This is a genomic window from Roseovarius nitratireducens, assembly GCF_002925845.1.
GTDB classification, from domain to species: domain Bacteria; phylum Pseudomonadota; class Alphaproteobacteria; order Rhodobacterales; family Rhodobacteraceae; genus Roseovarius; species Roseovarius nitratireducens.
In genome coordinates this window covers 84094-106091 of the sequence record NZ_PDNI01000036.1, presented here as the reverse complement: position 1 = coordinate 106091, position 21998 = coordinate 84094, and the positions used below count along the sequence as shown (strand labels likewise).

The window sequence follows — 21998 nt, the reverse complement described above, 5'->3', positions numbered from 1 at the left end:
GCCCGCTACCGCACAAGGTAGGGCCTGCCCCGGTTTCCCGGCGGCTCGTGAACCCCTGTATCGGCCCGGAAATCGCCCATCAGGTAGGGATGCATCCCCTGGTTCTTGAGGTTTTGCAGGAATTGCCCGAAACCGCTCAGATCGGCCATGCGCGGCACCTCGGCCAATCCGCGCGGATTGCTGTGACCGATCTCGTCAAGGATGCTCTGCAACGGCTCCATCGGCGATTCGACGAATTCCGCCATCGTCCATATCCGCACCCGCGCCCGCGCCCATTGCGAGCGCAGCACCTTGAGATGCTCTGCCTCGACATGCTGGAGCCGCGCCGCCTCGCTGCGCAGGTCGGCGAAATTGGCGTTGGACTGAAACAGCGGCACCGCCCACGCACCCGAGATCACCGAAATCTGCGCGTTCGGGTCCTTGGCGATATCCCACTCGATATCCTCGACCTCGTCGCCCGGGCCCATCTGAAAACATTGCCGCTCGCCGCGCGTATTCCAGATCAGGCTGGTGAGAAAGGCGCGCTTGTTGTAGTCGCGCAGCGCCGCGCTGTCCGACAGCGCCCCGGCCATCACCGCCTGACCATCGGCAAACTCGGCGCGCGCGGGGGCGAACAGGTGGCCATGGACCCGCATTCCCGTCACCCGCGCCAGCCACGGCTCGAAATTCTCGAACAACTCGGTGAACCCCTCGAACACCGAATACGGTGCGCAGGTCGTTCGGTTCTCGCGCCCCTCGACCGGGAACCGGCTCTGCATCAGCAGGCCCGGCCGTCCGCGCACGCGCCGCTCCACCGCCTTGGCGAAAATACGGTCGATCTTGCCCGGGTTGGGCTCGGTCCGCTTCATCGCGCTGGCCTGATCGGTCAGGAACGCCTCGTAGAGCCGGTTGGCATAGGGCCATATCTTGCGCGCCACGAAACAGTCCGACCGGCGCAAGAGCTGGAGGTGGTCGTCGTAAAAGATATGCGGCTTGCCCTGGTAGTCGAATTTCGACAGCGTCAGCGACCGGCTCTCGATCTGGCGGGAATACTGCCGCGCCAGGGTCTGGAAATAGCTCTCATCGGGGATCCACACCTTCGAGAAGTAGCGGTCGTAGACCGGGCGCTCCGGGTCCTGAAGCACCGCCGAAAGCGTCTGCCGCGTGAGGCACCACCACTGGCTGCCCATGTGCGGCACGATGCCGTTGGGGATGCGCCGCCGGAACCCCACGCCGCGTTGCAGCGCCACGTATTTGTCGAACAGATACCGGTTCTTGCGCCAGGAAAACGGGAACCGCAGGGTAAATCGCTCCTCGTCCAGCCCGCCGATTGTCCAGGGCACGTCCGCCGTCGTCGCGCTCTCGATGAAATCGGCATGCGGGCGCGCGGCGAGATAGTCGATCAGCTCCTGCACCGGGCGCAGCGGCAGGCAGGACCCGGACGCGAGGTAGACATGCCGCACGTCGGGAAACGCGCGCAGCATGACCTCCGAGGCATCCTGCGTGGCCGCCACCAGCCCCCACATGCCCCATTCGCAGCGATGGCGTTTGGCAAAGCGCAGGTCCGGCAGGTCCGACAGCGCCTCGACAAAATCGGCGTGGGCCTTGCGCGGCACCGATTTGTCGACGTGGATCACCAGCGGACAGCCCGACGCCGCCCAATGGCGCGCAACCTGCTCGGCCCGGCCAAAGGCGGTATGAACCAGCATGACGATGCCGAGGCTCATGTCGCTGCCATTCCCTGCCCCCTGGCCCTGCCTCATGCCCAGTTGCCCTTTGACATCAGCCCAAGGATCTCCAACTGCCGCCAGTTTATATACTTTTCCGACCACTTGCACCAAAGTTCGGGGTTGTCGCGCACATGCGCGGCATAGGCCTTGTACTCCACGCTGCCCGCGTAGTGCTGACCCCGGCTCAGCTCTTCCTCGGCCTTGGTGGCAAAGGTGTCGAGAAACTTGGCGTGCAACAGGATGCCGCTCGCCTTCTCGCCGCCCCACTCGTCATAGGTGAGGTTGAGCCCGCGCGGCAGCAGCATGTGGGTAGAGCTGTCATAGGCATAGCGCCGGTCCCAGCGCACCAGCGGCGTCTTGTTGAGCGCCGGCGCCTTCTTGGGCCGGTCGGCGAAAAACACCCGCGCACGCGGCCCGCCCTGTATCCACAGGTTGCCGTAGAGACGGTTCTTCTCGACCATGTAGTTACCAGAATCGAACCAGGCGGCGATCTCTATCGGGTCCTGCCCGGCGCGGTAGGGCACCGCGTCGATGCGCCCCTTGGGATACATGTCCAGCAGCATCGCGCCAAAGGATTTGACCGCGCTGGAATCGAGCCAGTCGGTCAGCGCCCGGATGGGTCGCGTGTCGCAGAACGGGTAGACGAGGAATTCGTCGGGATCGACCACCAGCGTCCAGTGCCCGTGGCCATAACGCGCCTGAAGCCAGTTGAGCCAATCGACGCCAAAGCGTGACCGCTTGTAGCTCGCCTTCGTGGTCCAAAGCGACACATCGGGCTGCCGTGCGAGATACTCGGTTCCCCCGTCGCTGCTGTCATTGTCCACAATCAGGAAATGCGCGATCCCCAGGTCGCGGTAGTACTTTAGAAAATAGGGCAGCCGCACATATTCGTCACGCAGCGTCGAGAACAGCAGCACTTGGCCGGGGCGGATCTGTCCGGTGCGATCGGATACCGGGCGCAGCGAGAAATGCTTGCGGAATGCACGTATCTTGGCCCGTTTGCGCCTGAGCCGCATCCGGTATGATTGCCAAACCCCCAAAGCGATCCCCCAAAAATCCCTGTCGTCACCACACTACCCGAGAACGGTTAATACAACCCCGCATCGGAACAGATTGCCACTATTCAGAGAATTGTTGCGGTATCGGCAACAGATTGAACGGCATCCTATTTCGGCGAGCGTTTCGCGAGAATACGCTGCAACGTGCGCCTGTGCATGTTGAGCCGCCGCGCCGTTTCGCTCACGTTGCGGTCGCACAGCTCATAGACCCTCTGGATATGCTCCCACCGCACGCGGTCGGCGCTCATCGGGTTCTCGGGCGGCGGCGGCAGGTCGACATCGCTGGCCAGCAGCGCGTTGGTGATATCGGTCGCGTCGGCAGGCTTGGACAGGTAATCCGTTGCCCCGATCTTGACCGCGGCAACGGCGGTGGCAATGGCCCCGTAACCCGTCAGCACCACGATCCGCGCATCCGGCCTGCGCTCGCGGATCGTCTCGACCACGTCGAGCCCGTTGCCGTCCCCGAGCCGCAGGTCGCAAACCGCATAGGCGGGCGGCCGCGCCAGCGCGCTTGCGCGGCCCGCGGCGACCGAGTCGGCAATCTCCACCTCGAATCCGCGCTTTTCCATCGCCTTGGCAAGCCGCCGCAGGAACGGCTCGTCGTCATCGACCAGCAGAAGCGTCCTGTCCTCGCCGATATCGAGTTGTTCTGCGGTCATTACCGACCTCCCTTGCGCGCATCCGTGCAAGGGGTTGTAGCCCGTGGACTATTCGGCGTCAAAGCAAACGCGTCAAGAGGCCGCGTCGGCGAAACAGGCGATCCGGTCGGCCATCTGCTCGGGTGTCACGTCGCGGCGAAAGAACTCGACAAAGCCGTGCCCGGGCAGGCTCAGATAGCTCATCGTCGAGTGGTCCACGAGGTAGAACTCCTCCGCGCCGTCCTCGGGTTCCTGCGCCTGGTAATAGGTGCGATAGGCCTTGGACGCGGCGCGCACCTGCTCCTCGCTGCCGGTGAGGCCCAGCATCCGGGGGTGCAGGTAATCGGTGAATTCCGCCATCACCTCGGGCGTGTCACGCTTTGGGTCAATCGAGATGAAGACCGGCTTGACCATGTGACCGCGCTCTTCGAGCAGATCCACGGCGGCGGCGTTGCGCGCGGCATCCAGCGGGCAGATATCGGGGCAGAAGGTATAGCCGAAATAAATCAGCGTCGGCTTGTCGATCACGTCCTTGTCGGTCACCGTCTCGCCGGTCTCGCTCACAAGCTCGAACGGCCCGCCGATCTGCGCGGTGCCCCCGGCCACGTTCGACGCCCGGCACTGGGCAAAGCGATCCTCGGAATCGCCCCCGCCAAGGCCGACGACATACATGGCCCCAAGTCCCGCGACGGCGATGGCGGCGGCGGCAATGGCAACGGTGCGGATCATTGGTCTCTCTTGCCTCGGTCGGTTTCCGGTGCAACCCTCTACCTTCGATCCTTGGTTCACACAATGGGACGTGTCCGCGCAGATGTCCGATATCTCCCCCGACAGCTTCCCGCCTGGCCACGGGCGCAACTGGATCCGCCTCAAGACGCTAACCCTCCTTCGCTGGTGGGCCATCGCCGGGCAGGCCAGCGCGCTCGTCGTTGCCGAACATTTCTTCCACCTCGACCTGGAAATGGGGCTGTGCTTTCTCGTGATCGGCGTGTCCGTCGCCTCCAACCTCGTCGCCACCTTCGTCTTCGCCGAGACCAAGCGCCTCGCCGAACAGGATGCGCTCCTCGTGGTGCTGTTCGACATGCTGCAACTTGGCGTGCTGCTCTATCTCACCGGCGGCATGAACAACCCGTTCTCGATCCTGATCGTCGGCCCGGTCACCGTCTCCGCCTCGGCGCTCTCCGGTCGCTCCACGGTGTTCGTGGGTGTGACGGCCATCGTCATCGTGACGCTGCTGATGCAGTTCCACCTGCCGCTGCGCACAGTGCAGGGCGAGGTGCTGCGCGTGCCCGACATCTTCCGCTTCGGCAACTGGGTGGCCATCGTCATCGCGGTGGTGTTTCTCGGGGTCTACTCGCGCCGCGTCGTGCAGGAGATGCGCACCATGTCCGACGCGCTCCAGGCCACGCAGATGGCGCTCGCGCGCGAGCAGAAGCTCACCGACCTGGGTGGCGTGGTGGCGGCGGCGGCGCACGAACTGGGCACGCCGCTCGCCACCATAAAGCTCACCAGCACCGAATTGGCCGATGATCTCGACGACCGCCCCGACCTGCGCGAGGACGCGCTGCTGATCCGCGACCAGGCGAATCGTTGCCGCGATATCCTTCGCTCGATGGGCCGCGCCGGCAAGGACGACCTGCACCTGCGCCGCGCCCCCCTCACCGCCCTGGTCGAGGAAGCCGCCGAGCCGCATGTCGATCGCGGCAAACGCATCCGCTTCCGCCACGGCGCCAATGGCGACGACCCGACGACGCAGCCCACGGTGCTGCGCCGCCCCGAGATCATCCACGGCCTGCGCAACCTGATCCAGAACGCGGTCGATTTCGCGCGCGAGACGGTCATCGTAGAGACCCGCTGGAGCGACCGCCGCATCACCCTGCGAATCATGGATGACGGGCGCGGCTTTCCCCCGGACATGATCGGGCGCCTGGGCGAGCCGTTCATGCGCCGCCGCGGCGCCGCGCCCGATCCGCACAGGCCGGGCTACGAGGGCATGGGACTTGGCCTCTTCATCGCCAAGACCCTGCTGGAACGCTCGGGCGCCGATCTGACCTTTACCAACGGCACCGACCCGCCCGGCGCCCTCATCGAGGTAAGCTGGCCACTCGCCGCAATTGCCGTCACTGACGAGACCGGGGCCGCCGGTCTGGGCGAGAACCGCCCGTTCTCCGGCTGACTGCCCGGATCGACGTTAAGCCCGTCTTAACCAGTTTGCGCAACGCTGAACGCGATGACAGCGAAGCGGATGGATGGCGGCGATGACGATGACGGAAATGGTGATTCTGGCGGCGGCGGCGCTCGCGCTCTCGGTCGCGGCGCTGTGGATCGCGGGGGCGCTGCTGCCCGCGCCACGTCGCGCGCCCGCCGCTCCGCCCGATCACTCCGCGGCCACCTCCACCTTTCTGCTGCGCGACGGCGCACTCATCGACACCGACGCGGACGAGGGCGCTCTCCCGCCCACTCAGGACGGCACCGGCGATGACTGGGCGCGGCTCGCCCGCTGGCTGGCACCGCGCTTCGCGCTGCCCGGCCAGCCGCCTGGGGGAACGCGCCGCTACACCGCGCAAGACCCCGAAACCGACCCGGCCACGCTGGAGGTCGAGACCGGCGGCCCCCGTACCCGTCTCACCCTGCGCGACCCGCGCGCCGCCTGCCCGGCGACGCGCCACGCGCTTCTTGCACACCTCCAGGAAACCTCGCGCCAGGGCGCGGCGCTCTCGCGGATGCCGATGCCGGTCTGGCTGCGCGACAAAGAGGGGCGTGTGACCTGGGAAAATGCCGCGGCGGCGGCCCTGCCGCCCGATGACCGGGCGCAGCTTCTGTCAGCCACGGGATCGGCGCGCGTCGCGCTCGACAGCCCTCCACGCTGGTTCGATCTCGCCAGCCACGACGACGCCGGCGGCACTCTGGTCTTTGCCACCGACGTCACCCCCCTCGTCCGCGCCGAGAAGACGCGGCGCGACTTCGTCCAGACGCTGGGGCGCAGCTTCGCCGACCTGCCCACCGGCCTCGCCGTCTTCGACCGCGCGCACCGGCTCGCCATGTTCAACCCGGCGCTCGCCGATCTCACCGGGCTCGACCCCGTGTTCCTCAGCGGGCAGCCGGAAATTTTCTCTTTCTTCGACATGCTGCGCGACCGGCAGGTGATGCCCGAGCCGCGCAACTATTCAAGCTGGCGCGGCCAGATCCACGCGATGATCGACGCCGCCCATGACGGCCAGTACCGCGAGGTCTGGAGCCTAGCGACCGGGCGCACCTACCGCGTCACCGGGCGGCCGCATCCCGACGGCGCGGTGGCCTTCCTGATCCAGGACATCTCCGACGAGGTCTCCGCCACCCGCCACCAGCGCGCCGAACGCGACGTTCTGCTCGCGGCGCTCGACCGCGTGGACGACGCCATCGCCGTGCTGTCCCGCGACGCCGGGCTGGTGTTCTGCAACCGCCGATTCGCCACGCTCGCGCGGCTCGACCCGGGCGCACGAGAGGCTGGCCTGCCGCTCGACACCGTGATCGACACCTGCCGCGCGCGGTTTCCCGACGACACGATCTGGCAGGGTGTGGCCGCCCGCCTCGACGCCGACAGCCAGCCGCAAGCGATGACCGGGCAGCTTGCGCGCGACACCGGCCCCGCGCTGGCCCTGAGCCTGGTCCCGCTCGGCCCCGGCCAGGTGATGCTCACGCTGCGCCGCGCACCGCCAGAACACCCCCGGGCCGCGCTCTCCGCCTGACCGCCGCATCGCGCTTGCAGGCGCGCGCGGGCCACGTGTAGTCTTGGCCCATGCCGCAAGAGACCCGCCGCCTTCGCCTCACCAGCCCCGACGCCACCTGCGGGCTGGCGCGGCACCTCGCCCCGCGGCTCGGGGCAGGCGACGTGTTGCTGCTCTCGGGCCCCGTCGGCGCGGGCAAGACCCATTTCGCCCGCTGCCTGATCCGCGCCCTCACCACGCCGGCCGAAGAGGTGCCGTCCCCCACCTACACGCTGGTGCAGACCTACCCCGGCCCCGCCACCGATATCTGGCACGCCGATCTCTACCGGCTCACCGACCCCGCCGAGATTGTCGAACTCGGTCTCGCCGAGGCTTTTGACGCGGCCATCACGCTCGTCGAATGGCCCGACCGCCTCGCCGACATGACCCCGGAGACGGCGCTGCATCTCGATTTCGCCCACGGCACCGCGCCAGAGACGCGCCACCTCACCCTGCGCTGGTCCGATCCGCGCTGGACACCCCGGCTCGAGGACGCAAAGGCGCACGCAGATGCCTGACGACCGCGCGCCCCGGATCGACGCCTTTCTCGCCGCCAATGCCTGGGGCAGCGCCGCGCGCCACGCGCTCGCCGGCGACGCCTCCAACCGGCGCTACCTGCGGCTGGTGCAGCCCGACGGCGCACGCGCGGTGCTGATGGACGCCCCGCCCGAACGCGGCGAGGACGTGCGCCCCTTCACGGCGATCGCGCGCCACCTCGGCAGCCTCGGCCTCTCCGCCCCCGCGATCCTTGCCCAGGACGGCCAGGCGGGCCTGCTGCTGCTCGAGGATCTGGGCGACGCGCTCTACGCACGCGTGCTGGAGGATACCCCGGCGCTGGAGCCAGAGCTCTACCGCGCCGCCACCGATCTGCTGGTGGATCTGCACCGCCATGCGCCGCCCCCGGGCCTCGCCCCTTATGATCCGCCGCTGATGGCCGATCTCGCCGCCCTCGCGCTCGACTGGTATCATCACGGTGCCACCGGCGACGGGAATGCCGCGCTTCGCGCCCGGCTTTGCGCCATGTTAGAGACACATCTGGCCGCTCTGCCAGAGGGCGAAAGCGTCCTGATCCAGCGCGACTACCACGCCGAGAACCTGCTCTGGCTGCCCGACCGCGCGGGCGTGGCGCGCGTCGGCCTGCTCGATTTCCAGGACGCGATGCGCGGGCACCGCGCCTACGATCTCGTCTCGCTGCTGCAAGACGCGCGGCGCGATGTCTCGCCCGCCACTGCCGACGCGATGCTCGCCCATTACATCGCCGCCACCGGCGCGGATGCAGAGGGCTTCACCACCGCGTTCCACTGGCTCGGTGCCCAGCGCAACCTGCGCATTCTCGGCGTCTTCGCCCGGCTCAGCCTGCGCGACGGCAAGCCGCATTACGTGGCGCTCATTCCCCGCGTCTGGGCGCATCTGCAAACCGACCTGCGCCACCCCGCGCTCGCCCCCCTCGCCGCGCTGGTGCAAGAGGTGCTGCCGCCGCCCACCCCCGCGCATCTTGCGCGTCTCAAGTCAGTCCACGCGGCATGAGCTTTCCGGTCATGATCTTCGCCGCAGGCTTCGGCACGCGCATGGGCACGCTCACGCAGGACCGCCCCAAGCCGCTGGTCGAGGTCGCCGGGCGCCCGCTCATCGATCACGCGCTCGACCTCGTGGCGGACTATGCCCCGCCCCGCACGGTGGTCAACCTCCACTACCGCGCCCCGCAACTGGCCGCGCATCTCGACGGGCGCGGCATCCTGCTCTCGCACGAGACGCCCGATATCCTCGACACCGGCGGCGGTCTGCGCGCGGCGCTGCCACATCTCGGCGCGGGTCCGGTGCTGACGATGAATTCCGACGCGGTCTGGCGCGGACCGAACCCGCTTTCGCATCTCGCAGCCCGCTGGGACGGCGCGCGCATGGGCGCGCTGCTGCTGTGCCTGCCGCCCGACCGCACCCTTGGCCATGCCGGGCCGGGCGATTTCACGCGGGCCCCCGATGGCCGCCTCTCCCGCGATCCGGGCCTCGTCTATTCCGGCGTGCAGGTGATCGACCCCGCCTGCCTCGCCGACATCCCCGACCGCGCCTTCTCGCTCAACCGCGTGTGGGACGCGCTCGCCGCCGAGGGCCGCCTTTTCGGCGCAATCTACCCGGGGCACTGGTGCGATGTCGGCCACCCCGGGGGCATCGCGGTGGCCGAAGACATGCTGAAATCCGGCCATGTTCGAGACTGATTCCGCCCCCCGAATCTTCGGCCTCGCGCCGGGCGTCGATTTTCCCCGCGCGCTAATCGACGGCCTGCGCGCACGGCTCGGCGATGCGCCCCCCGAGGCGCTGGCGCGGGTACAGATCATCGTCAACACCCGCCGCATGGCCCGCCGCCTGCGCGACATCCTCGACGACGGGCCGCCCGGCCTTCTGCCACGTCTGAGCCTCGTCACCGATCTCGGCGAAAGCTGGCAGGCGGGCCGCCTGCCGCCCCCCGCCCCGCGCCTGCGGCGGCAGCTGGAACTGGCGCAGCTCGTCTCGGCGCTGCTCGACCGCGCGCCCGATATCGCGCCGCGCAGTGCCGTCTTCGGCCTCGCCGACAGCCTCGCCAAACTCATCGACGAGATGCACGGCGAGGGTGTCGCCCCCGAGACCATCGCCGCACTCGACATCGCGGATCAGTCCGGGCACTGGGCACGGATCAAGACCTTTCTCGGCATCCTCCGACCCTTCTTCGACAGCGGCGCCGACGCGCCCGACGCCGAGGCGCGCCAGCGCCGCGTGGTCGAGGCGCTCATCGCGGCCTGGGCCGAAACACCCCCCGACCACCCCGTGATCGTTGCCGGGTCGACCGGCTCGCGCGGGGCGACGCATTTGCTGATGCAGGCGGTGGCGCGGCTGCCGCAGGGGGCGGTGGTGCTGCCGGGCTTCGATTTCGACGCGCCCGCGCATGTCTGGGGCGCCCTGACCGATCCCATGGTGTCCGAGGACCACCCGCAATTCCGCTTTGCCCGCCTCGTGCACGGCGCCGGGATCGCACCGGACGCGGTCCGGCCCTGGCATGACACCCCACCGCCCTGCCCCGCGCGCAACCGGCTCGTGTCGCTGGCGCTGCGGCCCGCACCGGTGACGGATCAATGGCTGCGTGACGGCCCGGCGCTCGCCGACATCCCCGGGGCGATGCAGCACGTCACCCTGCTCGAGGCACCCGACACGCGGCGCGAGGCGCTGGCCATCGCCATGCGCCTGCGCGCCGCCGCCGAGGAGGGGATCACCGCCGCCCTCATCACCCCCGACCGCACGCTCAGCCGACAGGTCACCGCCGCGCTCGACCGCTGGCGCATCCTGCCCGATGACAGCGCTGGTCAGCCGCTACACCTCTCGCCACCGGGGCGGTTCCTGCGCCACGTCGCCGATCTCTTCGCCGACCGCACCGGGGCCGACGCGCTGCTCGCCCTGCTCAAGCACCCGCTGACCCACACCGGCGCGGGGCGCGGCACCCACCTGCGGCTCACCGGCCTGCTGGAGCATCACCTCCGCCGCCACGGCCCGCCCTATCCCGAGACGGGCGGCCTGCGCGCCTGGGCCGCCGCCCGGCAACGCGAAGAGCCCGCCATCGCCCAATGGATCGACTGGGTCTGCACCTGCCTGATCGGTCGCGACCGGCCCGGTCCCGACCCGCTCGGCCTGCTCGTGACCGCCCACCGCGCGCTGGCAGAGCGGATTGCCCGCGGGGCCGAGGCCCCGGACGGCGCGGGCACGCTCTGGGACAAGGCCGCCGGCGAAGAGGCCCGCGCCGCGATGGACGAGCTGGCCGCCGAGGCCGCCTCTGGCGGCACCATGACCGCGCTCGACTATGGCCGCCTCGTCCACGACGCGCTTGCCGCGCGCGAGGCGCGCGACCCGGTCGAGCCGCATCCCCGCATCCGCATCTGGGGCACGCTCGAGGCACGGGTGCAGGGCGCCGACCTGCTCATTCTCGGCGGGCTCAACGAGGGCGGCTGGCCCGATCCGCCCCCGCCCGACCCGTGGCTCAACCGGGCGCTGCGGGTTCAGGCAGGGCTGTTGCTGCCAGAGCGGCGCATCGGGCTTCAGGCGCATGATTTCCAGCAGGCGATCGCGGCGCGCGAGGTCTGGCTCACCCGCTCGGTGCGCTCGTCGGATGCGCAGACGGTGGTCTCTCGCTGGCTCAACCGGGTGCAGAACCTGCTCGGCGGCCTGCCCGATCAGGGCGGCCCCGAAACGCTCGACGCGATGCGCGCGCGCGGCCGGGACTGGCTGCACCGCGCCGCCCTGCTCGAAACACCGGGCGAGGAGCCGCGCGCCCCGCGCCCCGCGCCCTGCCCACCGCCCGATCTGCGCCCCCACCGGTTGAGCGTGACCGAGATCCAGACCCTGATCCGCGATCCATACGCCATCTATGCCCGCCACATTCTGCGGCTGCGCCCGCTCGACCCGCTGATGAAGGTGCCCGACGCGCTCCTGCGCGGCATCGTGCACCACACCATCCTCGAGCGATTCATCGCCGAGACGCGCGACCACCCCGAGCGGCTTACCGCTGCCGCCTTGATGGAAATGACAGAGACTGTTCTGGCCCAAACCGTGCCCTGGGCCGAGGCACGCGCGCTCTGGCTCGCACGGATGGAGCGGGTCGCCCAATGGTTCGTGGCCCAGGAAACCGCCCGCCGCGCCGGGGCCACCCCCGCCGCGCTTGAACGCCCCGCGACGCTGCGGCTCGCCGATCCGCCCTTCACCCTCACCGGCAAGGCCGACCGCATCGACATCGACCCGCAAGGCCGCGCGCTGCTCTACGATTACAAGACCGGCACCCCGCCGGGCAAAAAGGAACAGGCGCATTTCAACAAACAGCTCCTGCTCGAGGCTGCGATGGTCGAGCGCGGTGATTTCGACGATCTCGGCCCGATGCCGGTGCGGCGCGCCGCCTATATCGGCATGGGCGCCAAGCCCGGCGAGATCGACGCCCCGCTAGACGAGATGCCGCCCGCGCGCATCCTGTCAGAGCTTGCCGCGCTGATCGCCGCCTACGGCGACCCCGCGACCGGCTATGTCGCCCGCCGAGCCCCGCGCACCACCGAGGCACGCGGCGATTACGATCAGCTCGCCCGCCACGGCGAATGGGACATCACCGATCCGCCGCAGCGCATGAAGGTCGGCCAATGACCACGCTCCACCCCGCCTCCCTCGCGCAGATCATCGCCGCGCGGCCCGACCGCTCCACCTGGCTTTCGGCCAATGCCGGGTCGGGCAAGACCCGGGTGCTTACCAACCGGGTGGCGCGGCTCCTGCTCGACGGCGTCAACCCGCAGCACATCCTGTGCCTGACCTACACCAAGGCCGCTGCCAGCGAGATGCAAATCCGCCTGTTCGACACGCTCGGCACATGGGCGATGATGCCCGATGGCGCCCTCGCGGCGGCGCTCGGCGATCTCGGTCACGACGGCGAAACCGGCCCCGACATGCTGCGCCGCGCGCGCCGCCTCTTCGCGCAGGCGATCGAGACGCCGGGCGGCCTGCGCATCCAGACCATCCACGCCTTCTGCGCCGCGCTCCTGCGCCGGTTTCCGTTGGAGTCGGGCGTGACACCGGATTTCGCAGAGATCGACGACCAGACCGCACGCCTGCTGCGCGCCGAGATCGTTGAGGAGATCGCCGCCGGTCGCGAGGCCCCGGTGCTCGCCGCGCTCGCGCGCCACCACGCCGACGAGAGCCTCGATGCGCTGGCAAGGGACATCCTCGCCAGACAGGCCGATTTCACCACCGCGCCCGACGATGCCGCGCTCTGCGCGCTGCTTGATCAACCCGGCGATCTGAGCCGCGAAAGCATCGCCGCCCGGGTCTTTCTCGGCTCTGAGGGCGCGCTGCTCGACCAGCTCCTGCCGGTGCTGCGCGCGAGTTCCTCCAACGACGTCAAGGCCGCCGAGAAACTCGCCGCGCTCACCACGCTCGATTTCGGCGCGCTGCCGGTACTCGAAAGCGTGTTTCTCACCGGCGCGTCGGCCAAAGCCCCGTTCTCGGCCAAGATCGGCAGCTTTCCCACCAAGACGGCGCGCGAGGCGCTCGCCCCGATCATGGACGAGATCGAGCAATGGATGGCGCGTGTCGAAATGGCCCGCGAGGCCCGCCTCGCGCTCCTCACCGTCGAACGCACCCGCGCGCTCCACGATTTCGCGCAGGTCTTCATTCGGCTCTATTCCCGCACGAAACAGCGTCGTGGCCTGCTGGATTTCGACGACCTGATCCTGCGCGCCCGCGACCTGCTCACCGATCCCTCGGTCGCCGCATGGGTGCTCTACCGGCTCGATGGCGGGATCGACCATATCCTCGTGGACGAGGCGCAGGACACCAGCCCCGTGCAATGGCAGGTGATCGAGCGGCTGGCACAGGAATTCACCGCCGGCGCGGGCGCGCGCGCGGACGTGCGGCGCACGCTCTTCGTGGTGGGCGACCGCAAACAGTCGATCTATTCCTTCCAGGGCGCCGACGCGCGCGAGTTCGACCGGATGCGGCAGGAATTCGGCCTCCGGCTCGACGCCACCGGCACCCCCCTGCAAGAGCGTCGGCTCGACTATTCCTTCCGCTCCTCACAGGCCATCCTGCGGGCGGTGGATACGTGCCTCTCCGGGGCCGAAGACAGCGGTTTCGCGCCGGATCAGAGCCACATAGCCTTCTTCGATACGCTGCCCGGCCGGGTCGATCTCTGGCCGCCCGTGGCCAAGCCCGAAAGCGCCGAGCCGCCGCCCTGGCATCACCCCGTCGATATCCCCGCCGAGACCGACCCGGCGGTGATCCTTGCCCGCCATATCGCCGACCATATCCGCGCGCTGCTAGACGCGCGCACCGCCATCCCCGACCGCGACGCAGAGGGCGGCGCGCGGCTGATGCGGGCGGGCGACGTGCTGATCCTCGTGCGCAGCCGCAGCCGCCTGTTTCACGAGATCATCCGCGCCTGCAAATCCGCCGACCTGCCCGTCGCCGGAGCAGACCGGCTCAAGGTCGGCGGCGAACTTGCGGTGCGCGACCTCGCCGCGCTCCTGTCCTTCCTCGCCACCGGGGATGACGACCTCGCGCTCGCCACCGCGCTGCGCTCGCCACTCTTCGGCTTCACCGAAGCACAGCTTTTCGACCTTGCCGCCCGTCGCGGCCGCCGCACCCTGTGGGAGGCGCTGCACGCCGCCCGCGCGGCCCACCCCGAGACCCTCGCCATCCTCGACGACCTGCGCGACCATGCCGACTTCCTGCGCCCCTACGACCTGATCGAGCGGATGCTCACCCGCCACGAGGGCCGCCGCCGCCTGCTCGCCCGGCTCGGCCCCGAGGCCGAGGACGGCATCGACGCGTTGCTCGCGCAGGCGATGACCTACGAGGGCCGCGCCGTCAGCAGCCTCACCGGCTTTCTCGTCTGGATGGAAACCGACGAGATGGAGATCAAGCGCCAGATGGACAGCGCCGGAGACCGCATCCGCGTGATGACCGTGCACGGCGCCAAGGGGCTGGAGGCACCGGTGGTCATCCTGCCGCAGGCCGGGAAATGGAACGCGCCCACCGCCCCGGCCATCGTCATGCACGAGGGCACCCCGTTCTGGCGCGGCAACAAGGACGAGATGCCAGGGGCCCTCACCACCGCCGCCGAAACCGGCCAGGCCGCGCAACTGACCGAGCGCGACCGCCTGCTCTACGTCGCCATGACCCGGGCCGAGAAATGGCTGATCGTCGCGGCGGCGGGCGACCTCGGCTCCGACGGGGCGGCGTGGCATGACCGCATTCGCGCGGGTCTCGCCACGGCGGGGGCAAGACCGCACGCCTTCCCGACCGGCGACGGCCTCCGGCTCGAGGCCGGAGCCTGGCCGGAAACAGGCACTGATACGGCCCAACTGGCCCCTGGGGCAGAGACAATCCTCGATCCGCTCTTCGCCGCCCACGCCCCCGCGCATGACACCGCGCCAAAGACCCTGAACCCGTCTGATCTCGGCGGCGCCACCACGCTGCCCGGCGAGGGCGGGCTTGACGAGGCCGCCGCCAAGCGCCGCGGGCGGCAGGTCCATCGCCTGCTGGAAATCCTGCCGCCGCTACCCACCACTGACCGCCCCGCCGCCGCCCGCACCCTGCTCTGCCACGGCCCCGACGCCGCCGGCGAGGAAGAGATCGCGCTCCTGCTCGCCGAGGCGGAGAAGGTGCTGGGCAAGCCCACGCTCGCCCACCTCTTCACCGCCGATGCGCTCGCCGAGGTGCCTGTTTCCGCCGCGCTCGACGCGCTTGGCGGGCGGCGCATCCACGGGGTGATCGACCGGCTGATCCTCGCACCCGACCGCGTGCTTGCCGTCGATTTCAAGACCAACGCCGTGCTGCCCGACCGCCCCGAGGATACCCCCGAGGGCCTGTTGCGGCAGATGGGCGCCTATGCCCACGCGCTCACCGCGATCTACCCTGACCGCAAGGTCGAGACCGCGCTCCTCTGGACGCGCACCGCCACGCTGATGCCGCTGCCACACGCCCTCGTGACCGCGGCGCTGATGCGGGCGGGACAGCTTGACGCCGGGGGCGGGGCTACATAGGTTCAGCGCAAGTTCCGGACACAGTTCCACACACAAGGAGTAATGCCGATGGCCACCGTCGCCGTAACCGATGCCACCTTCGACGCCGAGGTAAAGAATTCCGATATCCCCGTCGTGGTGGATTTCTGGGCCGAATGGTGCGGCCCCTGCAAGCAGATCGGCCCCGCCCTCGAAGAGCTTGCCACCGAGATGGAAGGCAAGATCAAGGTCGCCAAAGTCGATGTCGACAGCAACCCCAACTCCGCCGTGGCGATGGGCGTGCGCGGCATCCCCGCGCTGTTCATCTTCAAGGACGGCGAGGTGATCTCCAACCGCGCCGGCGCCGCCCCCAAGGCCGCGCTGCAAAGCTGGATCGAAGACAGCATCTGAGACCCGGAAAGGTCGAGAGCGAAGGGCCGCGCCCCGCGCGGCCCTTTTCTTTTGCGCCGATATCCGCATGATCGCCTCATGAAGAGATTGGCATGACGCGCCACAATCGCGGATATCCCTCGCCCGGCGGCACCGCCGGGCAGCGCCTGCCTGCCCCCCGGCAGGCGCTGCCCTCCTTTCCAAGCCGCCCCGCTGCAATGAGCGAGTCCATATGACCCTGACCAATTCCGATGTTGCCGACCTCACCGCGTTCCGCCGCGACCTGCACCGCCACCCCGAGATCTCCGGCAAGGAGGCCGAGACCGCGCGCCGGGTCACCGCGGCGCTCGGGCCGCATGCGCCCGATCACCTGCTCACCGGCCTCGGCGGCCACGGCATCGCCGCCACCTACGCGGGCGCAGAGCCCGGACCGACCGTGCTTTTTCGCTGCGAGCTTGACGCGCTGCCCATCGCCGAAACCGGCACGGCCCCGCATCGCTCGAACGTGCCCGGCAACGGGCACCTCTGCGGCCATGATGGGCACATGGCGATCCTCGCGGGCCTCGCCCGCCTGCTGTCGCGTGCCCGCCCCGAACGCGGCCGCGCCGTGCTGCTGTTTCAGCCGGCCGAGGAAACCGGGGCAGGCGCGGCAGCCGTGCTCGCCGATCCGCGATTCGACACTGTTTCACCGGATTACGCCTTTTCCCTCCACAATTTTCCCGGCCTGCCCCTAGGCCATGTCTCGCTCATCCCCGGTCCCGTGACCTGCGCCTCGCGTGGCATGGAAATCACCCTGACGGGCCGCTCCGCCCACGCCTCGCAGCCAGAGACCGGCACCTCGCCGATGGCCGCGCTCGCCCGCCTCATGCCCGATCTCACGGCGCTGTCGCACGGCACGCTGGACGAGGCCGAATTCACCCTCGCCACCGTGACACATGCGCGGATGGGGCCGCCCGCCTTCGGCATCGCGCCGGGTGACGCGACCCTCCACGCCACGCTGCGCACGCTCACCGATGACCGTATGGCGGCCCTCGTGAACGCGGCGGAAACGCTGGTGTCAGAGACGGCAGCGGCCCACGATCTCTCCGCCGGGATCGCGTGGCATGACATCTTTGCCCATTCCGAGAACCACCCCGAGGCCACCCGCATCATCGAAACCGCGCTCGACGCGCTCGGCCTCGCCCATGACGGGCGCGGTCTGCCCATGCGCCCGTCCGAGGATTTCGGGCGCTTCGGCCATTCCGCCCGGGCGGCGATGCTGTTTCTCGGCGCCGGACAGGATCACCCGGCGCTCCACAATCCCGATTACGACTATCCCGACGACCTCATCCCCTCGGGTGTGCGGATCTTCCACCGCATCACCCGCGACCTGCTCGGCTGACCACAGACCTTGCACCCCGCGCGCGCCCCTTCCATATAGGGCCAACCACACCGGAGGACGCATGAGCGACGAATTTCCAGGCTGGCACGGCACCACCATCATCGGCGTGCGCAAGGGCGGCGAGGTGGTCGTCGCGGGCGACGGGCAGGTGAGCCTCGGCCAGACCGTGATCAAGGGCTCGGCTCGCAAGGTGCGCCGCCTCTCGCCCGGCGGCTACGACGTGGTGGCGGGCTTTGCCGGGTCCACGGCGGACGCCTTCACCCTTCTGGAAAAGCTCGAGGCGCGGCTCGAGGCCACGCCCGGCCAGCTTCAGCGCGCCTGCGTCGATCTCGCCAAGGAATGGCGCACCGACAAGTACCTGCAAAAGCTCGAGGCCATGCTCATCGTCACCGATGGCGATCAGCTCTACGTCATCACCGGCGCGGGCGACGTGCTCGAACCGGAACACGACGTGGCCGCCATCGGCTCGGGCGGCATGTACGCCCTCGCCGCCGCGCGCGGGCTGTCCGAAACCGACCACACCGCCGAGGAAATCGCCCGCAAGGCGATGGCGATCGCGGCGGATATCTGCGTCTACACCAACGGCAACCTGACCGTGGAGCGCATCGCGCGCAGCTAGAGCATGTTGCTCAAAAGTGGGAACCGGTTTTAAGCTCCTTGAACATGCGAATCAAGGAGTTAGAGCGTGTCGCGTGAATGCGAATGATCGCGACACGCTCTAGCCCTTCTTCTCCACCGCCTCCATATAGGCGCGCAGAACGGCGTTCATCCGCGTCTGATAGCCCTTGCCCTGGCCGCGGAAAAACTCGACGATATCGGCGTCGAGGCGCAGTGATATCAGCTTTTTCGGCTCTGGCTCCACCAGTCGCGCCTTGGACCAGTCCACGTCGATTTCCTGTTCGCCTTCGTGATCCGGGGCCGCCTTGACGCGGTCCCAATCAGTTTGGCTCTTCATCTTGCGTATCTCGTCGAGCGACATACGCGTCATATGCTTCTCGCTCATCGCGTCTTGCCTTTCGAACTGTGATGATCCGGATGGTCTCACCGCGCATGGTGAAGACCACCGCGAGGTAGCTTCCGTCCAGATATCCGACCGCGATTTCCCGTATCTCGATATCGCTTCTGCCGGAGAGACAAAGATAGTCGCTCTCGAAAATCTCGACTGCATCAAGGAAGTCGATACCGTGCTTCTTCAGTGCAATCAGGCGCTTGTCGTCGTCCCATTCGAACATCGGGGCGCTCCCATAGTGTGATTATAAGTGCTCGATCCTGGTTCATGGGTTTACCTCCGTTGGCCCGCGAAGAGTGACCGTCGCCTTCGCAAGCAATGAAATGGGCATTGGTCACATAATAGTATGTACATTTTGTAGCTACAATTCACAACCCCTTCAATTCCCCGCCCGCCATGCGTATCTCTCGCCCAAACCGGTAAAGGATTCCTCAATGACAGACCTCACCCCGCGCGAGATCGTCTCCGAACTCGACCGCTTCATCATCGGCCAGCGCGACGCCAAGCGCGCCACCGCCGTCGCCCTGCGCAACCGCTGGCGGCGCAAGCAACTGCCCGATGACCTGCGCGAAGAGGTCTATCCCAAGAACATCCTGATGATCGGCCCCACCGGCGTCGGCAAAACGGAAATCAGCCGCCGCCTCGCCAAACTCGCCCGCGCCCCCTTCATCAAGATCGAGGCCACCAAGTTCACCGAGGTGGGCTATGTCGGTCGCGACGTCGAGCAGATCATCCGCGATCTGGTGGACAGCGCCATCGCCCAGACCCGCGAATATATGCGCGAGGACGTCAAGACCCGCGCCCAGGCCGCCGCCGAAGAGCGCGTCATCACCGCCATCGCCGGCGAGGATGCCCGCGACGCCACCCGCGAGATGTTCCGCAAGAAGCTGCGCGATGGCCTGCTCGACGACACCGTGATCGAGATCGACGTCGCCGACACCTCCAACCCCCTCGGCGGGATGGAGATTCCGGGCCAGCCCGGCGGCCAGATCATGAATCTCGGTGACATCTTCGGCAAGGCGTTCGGCGGTCGCACCACCCGCAAGCGCACCACCGTGGCCGAGAGCCACGACCTCCTCGTCAGCGAAGAGGCCGACAAGCTGCTCGATGACGAAACAGTCACCCGCACCGCCCTCGAGTCGGTCGAGCAGAACGGCATCGTCTTTCTCGACGAGATCGACAAGGTCTGCGCCAAGTCCGACGCGCGCGGCGGCGATGTCAGCCGCGAGGGCGTGCAGCGCGACCTGCTGCCGCTGATCGAGGGCACCACCGTCTCCACCAAGCACGGCGCCGTGCGCACCGACCACATCCTCTTCATCGCCTCGGGCGCCTTCCACATCGCCAAGCCGTCAGACCTGCTGCCCGAATTGCAAGGCCGCCTGCCCATCCGGGTGGAGCTGCGCGCGCTGACCGAGGCCGATTTCGTCCGCATCCTGACCGAGACCGACAACGCCCTCACCCGCCAGTACACCGCCCTCATGGGCACCGAGGAGGTGACCGTCGACTTCACCGAGGACGGCATCGCCGCGCTCGCCCGCATCGCGGCAGAGGTCAACCAGTCGGTCGAAAACATCGGCGCCCGCCGCCTCTACACGGTGATGGAACGGGTGTTCGAAGAACTCTCCTTCACCGCCCCCGACCGCGCGGGCGAGGCGGTGACGGTGGACGCTGCGTTTGTCGAGAAGAACTTGGGCGAGCTGATGCGGTCGGCGGATTTGTCGAGGTATGTGTTGTAGAGGGGGGGGCGACAAAGTACCTATGAAGCCAATCAAACGCGGAACGGGAGTCACGGACAGCGAACGATACCTCGCTCGCGTTGCGGAGAAAACATTCCTGAACCTATGGTCCTATCCTAATACTTTCATCGAAAAGAAGCTAAGGGGCCAAGGCGACGGTAAAGAGCTTTGCGACCTTTTGGTAGTTTTTGGGGATGACGTTCTGGTTTTCAGCGATAAGGAAATCGAGTTTCAGCCGCATAGCGATATTTTCATCGCGTGGAACCGCTGGTATCGGGCTGCCGTCCAGAAGTCAGTTGCTCAAATTCATGGTGCGGAACGGTTCCTACGAGACCACCAAGAAAAGATTTTCTTGGACAAGGGGTGTACGGAGCCATTTCCGATCACCTTGCCAAACCCGGAAGAAATGCGATTTCACGGCGTAAGCGTTGCAATCGGTGCGGAGGACGCTGCGCGAAGGTATTGGGGTGGGGACGACGGAACACTGATCATCGCTGACACCTCTACATTGGGAGAACCTGGAATAGGTCTCCCATTTTCCGTAGGTGACCCAAACCCAGGCAAGTCATTTGTTCATGTCTTTGATCGCACCAGCCTAGACGCTTTATTCACTGAATTCGATACTGTTGCAGATTTGGTTGAGTATTTGTCCCATCGTGCCGCCGTCATTCGCGATGGGAGCATTGTCGCGGCACATAGTGAAAAGGACATGATCGCGACCTACCTGCAAAACGAAGATGAGCAAGGAAACCATAGTTTTGGTTTGCCGATGCGAGCGCCGAATCAGGTTCTGAGTATTGCAGAGGGTCTCTATGAAATTTTTCAGAAAAGGCCCGAATACAAAGCAGGAAAAGAAGCCGACGCAGTCTCCTATACTTGGGACAAACTGATAACCCAGTTTACAGGTCATGTGTTGGCCGGAAGTTCAGTAAAGATCACCCACGACAATCCGTCAGCGGCTTTAGCCGAGCCGGCATTACGTTTCATGGCGGCAGAGCCTCGTGTTCGGCGAAGAGTATTAAGCCAAGCCTTCTTAGAAGCGCTGTCGAAATCCGCGGAACTGAACCAAGATAGATATGCGCGCGTTGTGTTGCCTGGCGACGATGTTTCGTCGAAAGTCGCTTACATATTTTTGATACTGAAGTACCCGAGTTTTTTGGATGATAAAGGAGGGTACGATCAATATCGGCGGGCTCGCGTCACTATACTTGAAACATATGGATACGCAATCCTTCAAGACCATCGCTCGATTGAGACAGTCGTGGGGATAGCGATTGATGGCCATGATCCAAGCACTGAGTACAAGGGGGGGTCAGAAGACTTGATGGCCTTGCAGGTAGGCAACTGGAACGAGGAACTTGAGGCAGAAATCACGCAAAGAAGAAGTGAGCTTGAAATCCTTAATTCTGGGCAAATGAGATACAATAGTGTTTCCGCCCAGCAGTTTCCTTCACCCCAAACTTTCCCTGCGAAAGAAACACGCCAACAGCGCCGCGCTAGGGAGCGGCGTGAGGCAAAAGAAAAGCGACTGTCCGATTCGTAACCGCTTGTTACTTAGATGTGTTTTCTCTCTTTCTGAATACTGGACTTGTTCTGAACCGAAAAGAAGCAAGCGTAGGGTGGGCAGTCCTCCCCACCACCCCCGTCCTTCCCGCGAAAGCGAGAAACTCTCTGCCATCTCCGCCCCCACCCAAATCCCACGCTTCCCCCTTCGCACCACCCGCGCTAAACACCCCTCAAGGTTGTTCCGGTCCTGCTCCTGATCCTGTCCCTTGTCGGCGTCGCCGCCGCACTTCTGGTCCCCGGCTATGCCGATCTCCTCCTGCTGGCGGG

At 67.2% G+C, this 21998-nt stretch carries 18 protein-coding genes; 12 read left to right on the top strand and 6 right to left on the bottom strand.

What is annotated here, in order from left to right:
- Positions 1–5: 5 nt before the first annotated feature.
- From CRJ03_RS07270 to CRJ03_RS07255, 4 genes are all read right to left on the bottom strand, one after another.
- Entirely contained in the window at positions 6–1706 is a 1701-nt protein-coding gene (locus tag CRJ03_RS07270; RefSeq protein WP_104018332.1) for a DUF5927 domain-containing protein, read from the bottom strand.
- A gap of 32 nt (positions 1707–1738) precedes the next feature.
- Entirely contained in the window at positions 1739–2725 is a 987-nt protein-coding gene (locus tag CRJ03_RS07265; RefSeq protein ID WP_104018231.1) for a glycosyltransferase family 2 protein, read from the bottom strand.
- 149 nt (positions 2726–2874) lie between these two features.
- Positions 2875–3426, bottom strand: coding sequence for an ActR/PrrA/RegA family redox response regulator transcription factor (locus CRJ03_RS07260; protein WP_104018230.1), 552 nt, complete (start codon positions 3424–3426; stop codon positions 2875–2877).
- 72 nt (positions 3427–3498) lie between these two features.
- Positions 3499–4134 (bottom strand): SCO family protein, encoded by a 636-nt coding sequence (locus tag CRJ03_RS07255; RefSeq protein ID WP_104018229.1) that lies wholly within the window; start codon positions 4132–4134, stop codon positions 3499–3501.
- 82 nt (positions 4135–4216) lie between these two features.
- Between CRJ03_RS07255 and regB the strand changes: the two genes are divergently transcribed.
- The 10 genes from regB (at position 4217) to hslV (ending at position 18039) form a co-directional block, all read left to right on the top strand.
- A complete protein-coding gene (regB, locus tag CRJ03_RS07250) occupies positions 4217–5581 on the top strand; it encodes a sensor histidine kinase RegB (protein WP_104018228.1) in 1365 nt (454 codons plus the stop codon).
- An 82-nt stretch (positions 5582–5663) separates the two neighbouring features.
- Positions 5664–7133 carry a PAS-domain containing protein gene (locus CRJ03_RS07245; RefSeq protein WP_165375276.1) on the top strand — a complete coding sequence of 490 codons (1470 nt, stop codon included), beginning with the start codon at positions 5664–5666 and terminating at the stop codon, positions 7131–7133.
- Positions 7134–7183: 50 nt separating this feature from the next.
- On the top strand, positions 7184–7669 hold the full coding sequence (gene tsaE / locus CRJ03_RS07240; RefSeq protein WP_104018226.1) for a tRNA (adenosine(37)-N6)-threonylcarbamoyltransferase complex ATPase subunit type 1 TsaE: 486 nt from the start codon (positions 7184–7186) through the stop codon (positions 7667–7669).
- Positions 7662–8678 (top strand): aminoglycoside phosphotransferase family protein, encoded by a 1017-nt coding sequence (locus tag CRJ03_RS07235; RefSeq protein WP_104018225.1) that lies wholly within the window; start codon positions 7662–7664, stop codon positions 8676–8678. The genes tsaE and CRJ03_RS07235 overlap by 8 nt, the downstream gene beginning before the upstream one ends.
- Positions 8675–9364 (top strand): nucleotidyltransferase family protein, encoded by a 690-nt coding sequence (locus tag CRJ03_RS07230; protein ID WP_104018224.1) that lies wholly within the window; start codon positions 8675–8677, stop codon positions 9362–9364. Before CRJ03_RS07235 ends, CRJ03_RS07230 begins: the two co-directional genes overlap by 4 nt.
- Positions 9351–12299 carry a double-strand break repair protein AddB gene (gene addB, locus CRJ03_RS07225; RefSeq protein ID WP_104018223.1) on the top strand — a complete coding sequence of 983 codons (2949 nt, stop codon included), beginning with the start codon at positions 9351–9353 and terminating at the stop codon, positions 12297–12299. The genes CRJ03_RS07230 and addB overlap by 14 nt, the downstream gene beginning before the upstream one ends.
- A complete protein-coding gene (gene addA, locus CRJ03_RS07220; RefSeq protein ID WP_104018222.1) occupies positions 12296–15691 on the top strand; it encodes a double-strand break repair helicase AddA in 3396 nt (1131 codons plus the stop codon). The genes addB and addA overlap by 4 nt, the downstream gene beginning before the upstream one ends.
- A 48-nt stretch (positions 15692–15739) precedes the next feature.
- Complete coding sequence (gene trxA / locus CRJ03_RS07215) at positions 15740–16060, top strand: thioredoxin (RefSeq protein ID WP_104018221.1); 321 nt, start codon at positions 15740–15742, stop codon at positions 16058–16060.
- Positions 16061–16271: 211 nt separating this feature from the next.
- Positions 16272–17420 (top strand): amidohydrolase, encoded by a 1149-nt coding sequence (locus CRJ03_RS07210; protein WP_104018220.1) that lies wholly within the window; start codon positions 16272–16274, stop codon positions 17418–17420.
- 61 nt (positions 17421–17481) lie between these two features.
- The gene (gene hslV / locus CRJ03_RS07205; protein WP_104018219.1) at positions 17482–18039 is read left to right on the top strand and encodes an ATP-dependent protease subunit HslV; all 558 of its coding nucleotides are present in this window, start codon (positions 17482–17484) and stop codon (positions 18037–18039) included.
- A gap of 99 nt (positions 18040–18138) precedes the next feature.
- Here the strand turns inward: hslV and CRJ03_RS07200 are convergent, their stop codons facing one another.
- The gene (locus CRJ03_RS07200; protein ID WP_206018329.1) at positions 18139–18375 is read right to left on the bottom strand and encodes a BrnA antitoxin family protein; all 237 of its coding nucleotides are present in this window, start codon (positions 18373–18375) and stop codon (positions 18139–18141) included.
- Positions 18359–18652 (bottom strand): BrnT family toxin, encoded by a 294-nt coding sequence (locus CRJ03_RS07195; RefSeq protein WP_104018217.1) that lies wholly within the window; start codon positions 18650–18652, stop codon positions 18359–18361. The genes CRJ03_RS07200 and CRJ03_RS07195 overlap by 17 nt, the downstream gene beginning before the upstream one ends.
- A gap of 211 nt (positions 18653–18863) precedes the next feature.
- Between CRJ03_RS07195 and hslU the strand changes: the two genes are divergently transcribed.
- The gene (gene hslU, locus CRJ03_RS07190) at positions 18864–20165 is read left to right on the top strand and encodes an ATP-dependent protease ATPase subunit HslU (protein ID WP_104018216.1); all 1302 of its coding nucleotides are present in this window, start codon (positions 18864–18866) and stop codon (positions 20163–20165) included.
- Positions 20166–20187: 22 nt separating this feature from the next.
- A complete protein-coding gene (locus tag CRJ03_RS19655) occupies positions 20188–21708 on the top strand; it encodes a hypothetical protein (RefSeq protein ID WP_129590255.1) in 1521 nt (506 codons plus the stop codon).
- Positions 21709–21998: the final 290 nt, after the last annotated feature.

What these genes read in the sequence shown, in the direction of transcription:
- CRJ03_RS07270 (WP_104018332.1), bottom strand. Translation starts at nt 1,706, where the DNA reads ATGAGCCTCGGCATCGTCATGCTGGTTCATACCGCCTTTGGCCGGGCC.
- CRJ03_RS07265 (WP_104018231.1), bottom strand. Translation starts at nt 2,725, where the DNA reads ATGCGGCTCAGGCGCAAACGGGCCAAGATACGTGCATTCCGCAAGCAT.
- CRJ03_RS07260 (WP_104018230.1), bottom strand. Translation starts at nt 3,426, where the DNA reads ATGACCGCAGAACAACTCGATATCGGCGAGGACAGGACGCTTCTGCTG.
- CRJ03_RS07255 (WP_104018229.1), bottom strand. Translation starts at nt 4,134, where the DNA reads ATGATCCGCACCGTTGCCATTGCCGCCGCCGCCATCGCCGTCGCGGGA.
- regB (WP_104018228.1), top strand. Translation starts at nt 4,217, where the DNA reads ATGTCCGATATCTCCCCCGACAGCTTCCCGCCTGGCCACGGGCGCAAC.
- CRJ03_RS07245 (WP_165375276.1), top strand. Translation starts at nt 5,664, where the DNA reads ATGACGATGACGGAAATGGTGATTCTGGCGGCGGCGGCGCTCGCGCTC.
- tsaE (WP_104018226.1), top strand. Translation starts at nt 7,184, where the DNA reads ATGCCGCAAGAGACCCGCCGCCTTCGCCTCACCAGCCCCGACGCCACC.
- CRJ03_RS07235 (WP_104018225.1), top strand. Translation starts at nt 7,662, where the DNA reads ATGCCTGACGACCGCGCGCCCCGGATCGACGCCTTTCTCGCCGCCAAT.
- CRJ03_RS07230 (WP_104018224.1), top strand. Translation starts at nt 8,675, where the DNA reads ATGAGCTTTCCGGTCATGATCTTCGCCGCAGGCTTCGGCACGCGCATG.
- addB (WP_104018223.1), top strand. Translation starts at nt 9,351, where the DNA reads ATGTTCGAGACTGATTCCGCCCCCCGAATCTTCGGCCTCGCGCCGGGC.
- addA (WP_104018222.1), top strand. Translation starts at nt 12,296, where the DNA reads ATGACCACGCTCCACCCCGCCTCCCTCGCGCAGATCATCGCCGCGCGG.
- trxA (WP_104018221.1), top strand. Translation starts at nt 15,740, where the DNA reads ATGGCCACCGTCGCCGTAACCGATGCCACCTTCGACGCCGAGGTAAAG.
- CRJ03_RS07210 (WP_104018220.1), top strand. Translation starts at nt 16,272, where the DNA reads ATGACCCTGACCAATTCCGATGTTGCCGACCTCACCGCGTTCCGCCGC.
- hslV (WP_104018219.1), top strand. Translation starts at nt 17,482, where the DNA reads ATGAGCGACGAATTTCCAGGCTGGCACGGCACCACCATCATCGGCGTG.
- CRJ03_RS07200 (WP_206018329.1), bottom strand. Translation starts at nt 18,375, where the DNA reads ATGAAGAGCCAAACTGATTGGGACCGCGTCAAGGCGGCCCCGGATCAC.
- CRJ03_RS07195 (WP_104018217.1), bottom strand. Translation starts at nt 18,652, where the DNA reads ATGTTCGAATGGGACGACGACAAGCGCCTGATTGCACTGAAGAAGCAC.
- hslU (WP_104018216.1), top strand. Translation starts at nt 18,864, where the DNA reads ATGACAGACCTCACCCCGCGCGAGATCGTCTCCGAACTCGACCGCTTC.
- CRJ03_RS19655 (WP_129590255.1), top strand. Translation starts at nt 20,188, where the DNA reads ATGAAGCCAATCAAACGCGGAACGGGAGTCACGGACAGCGAACGATAC.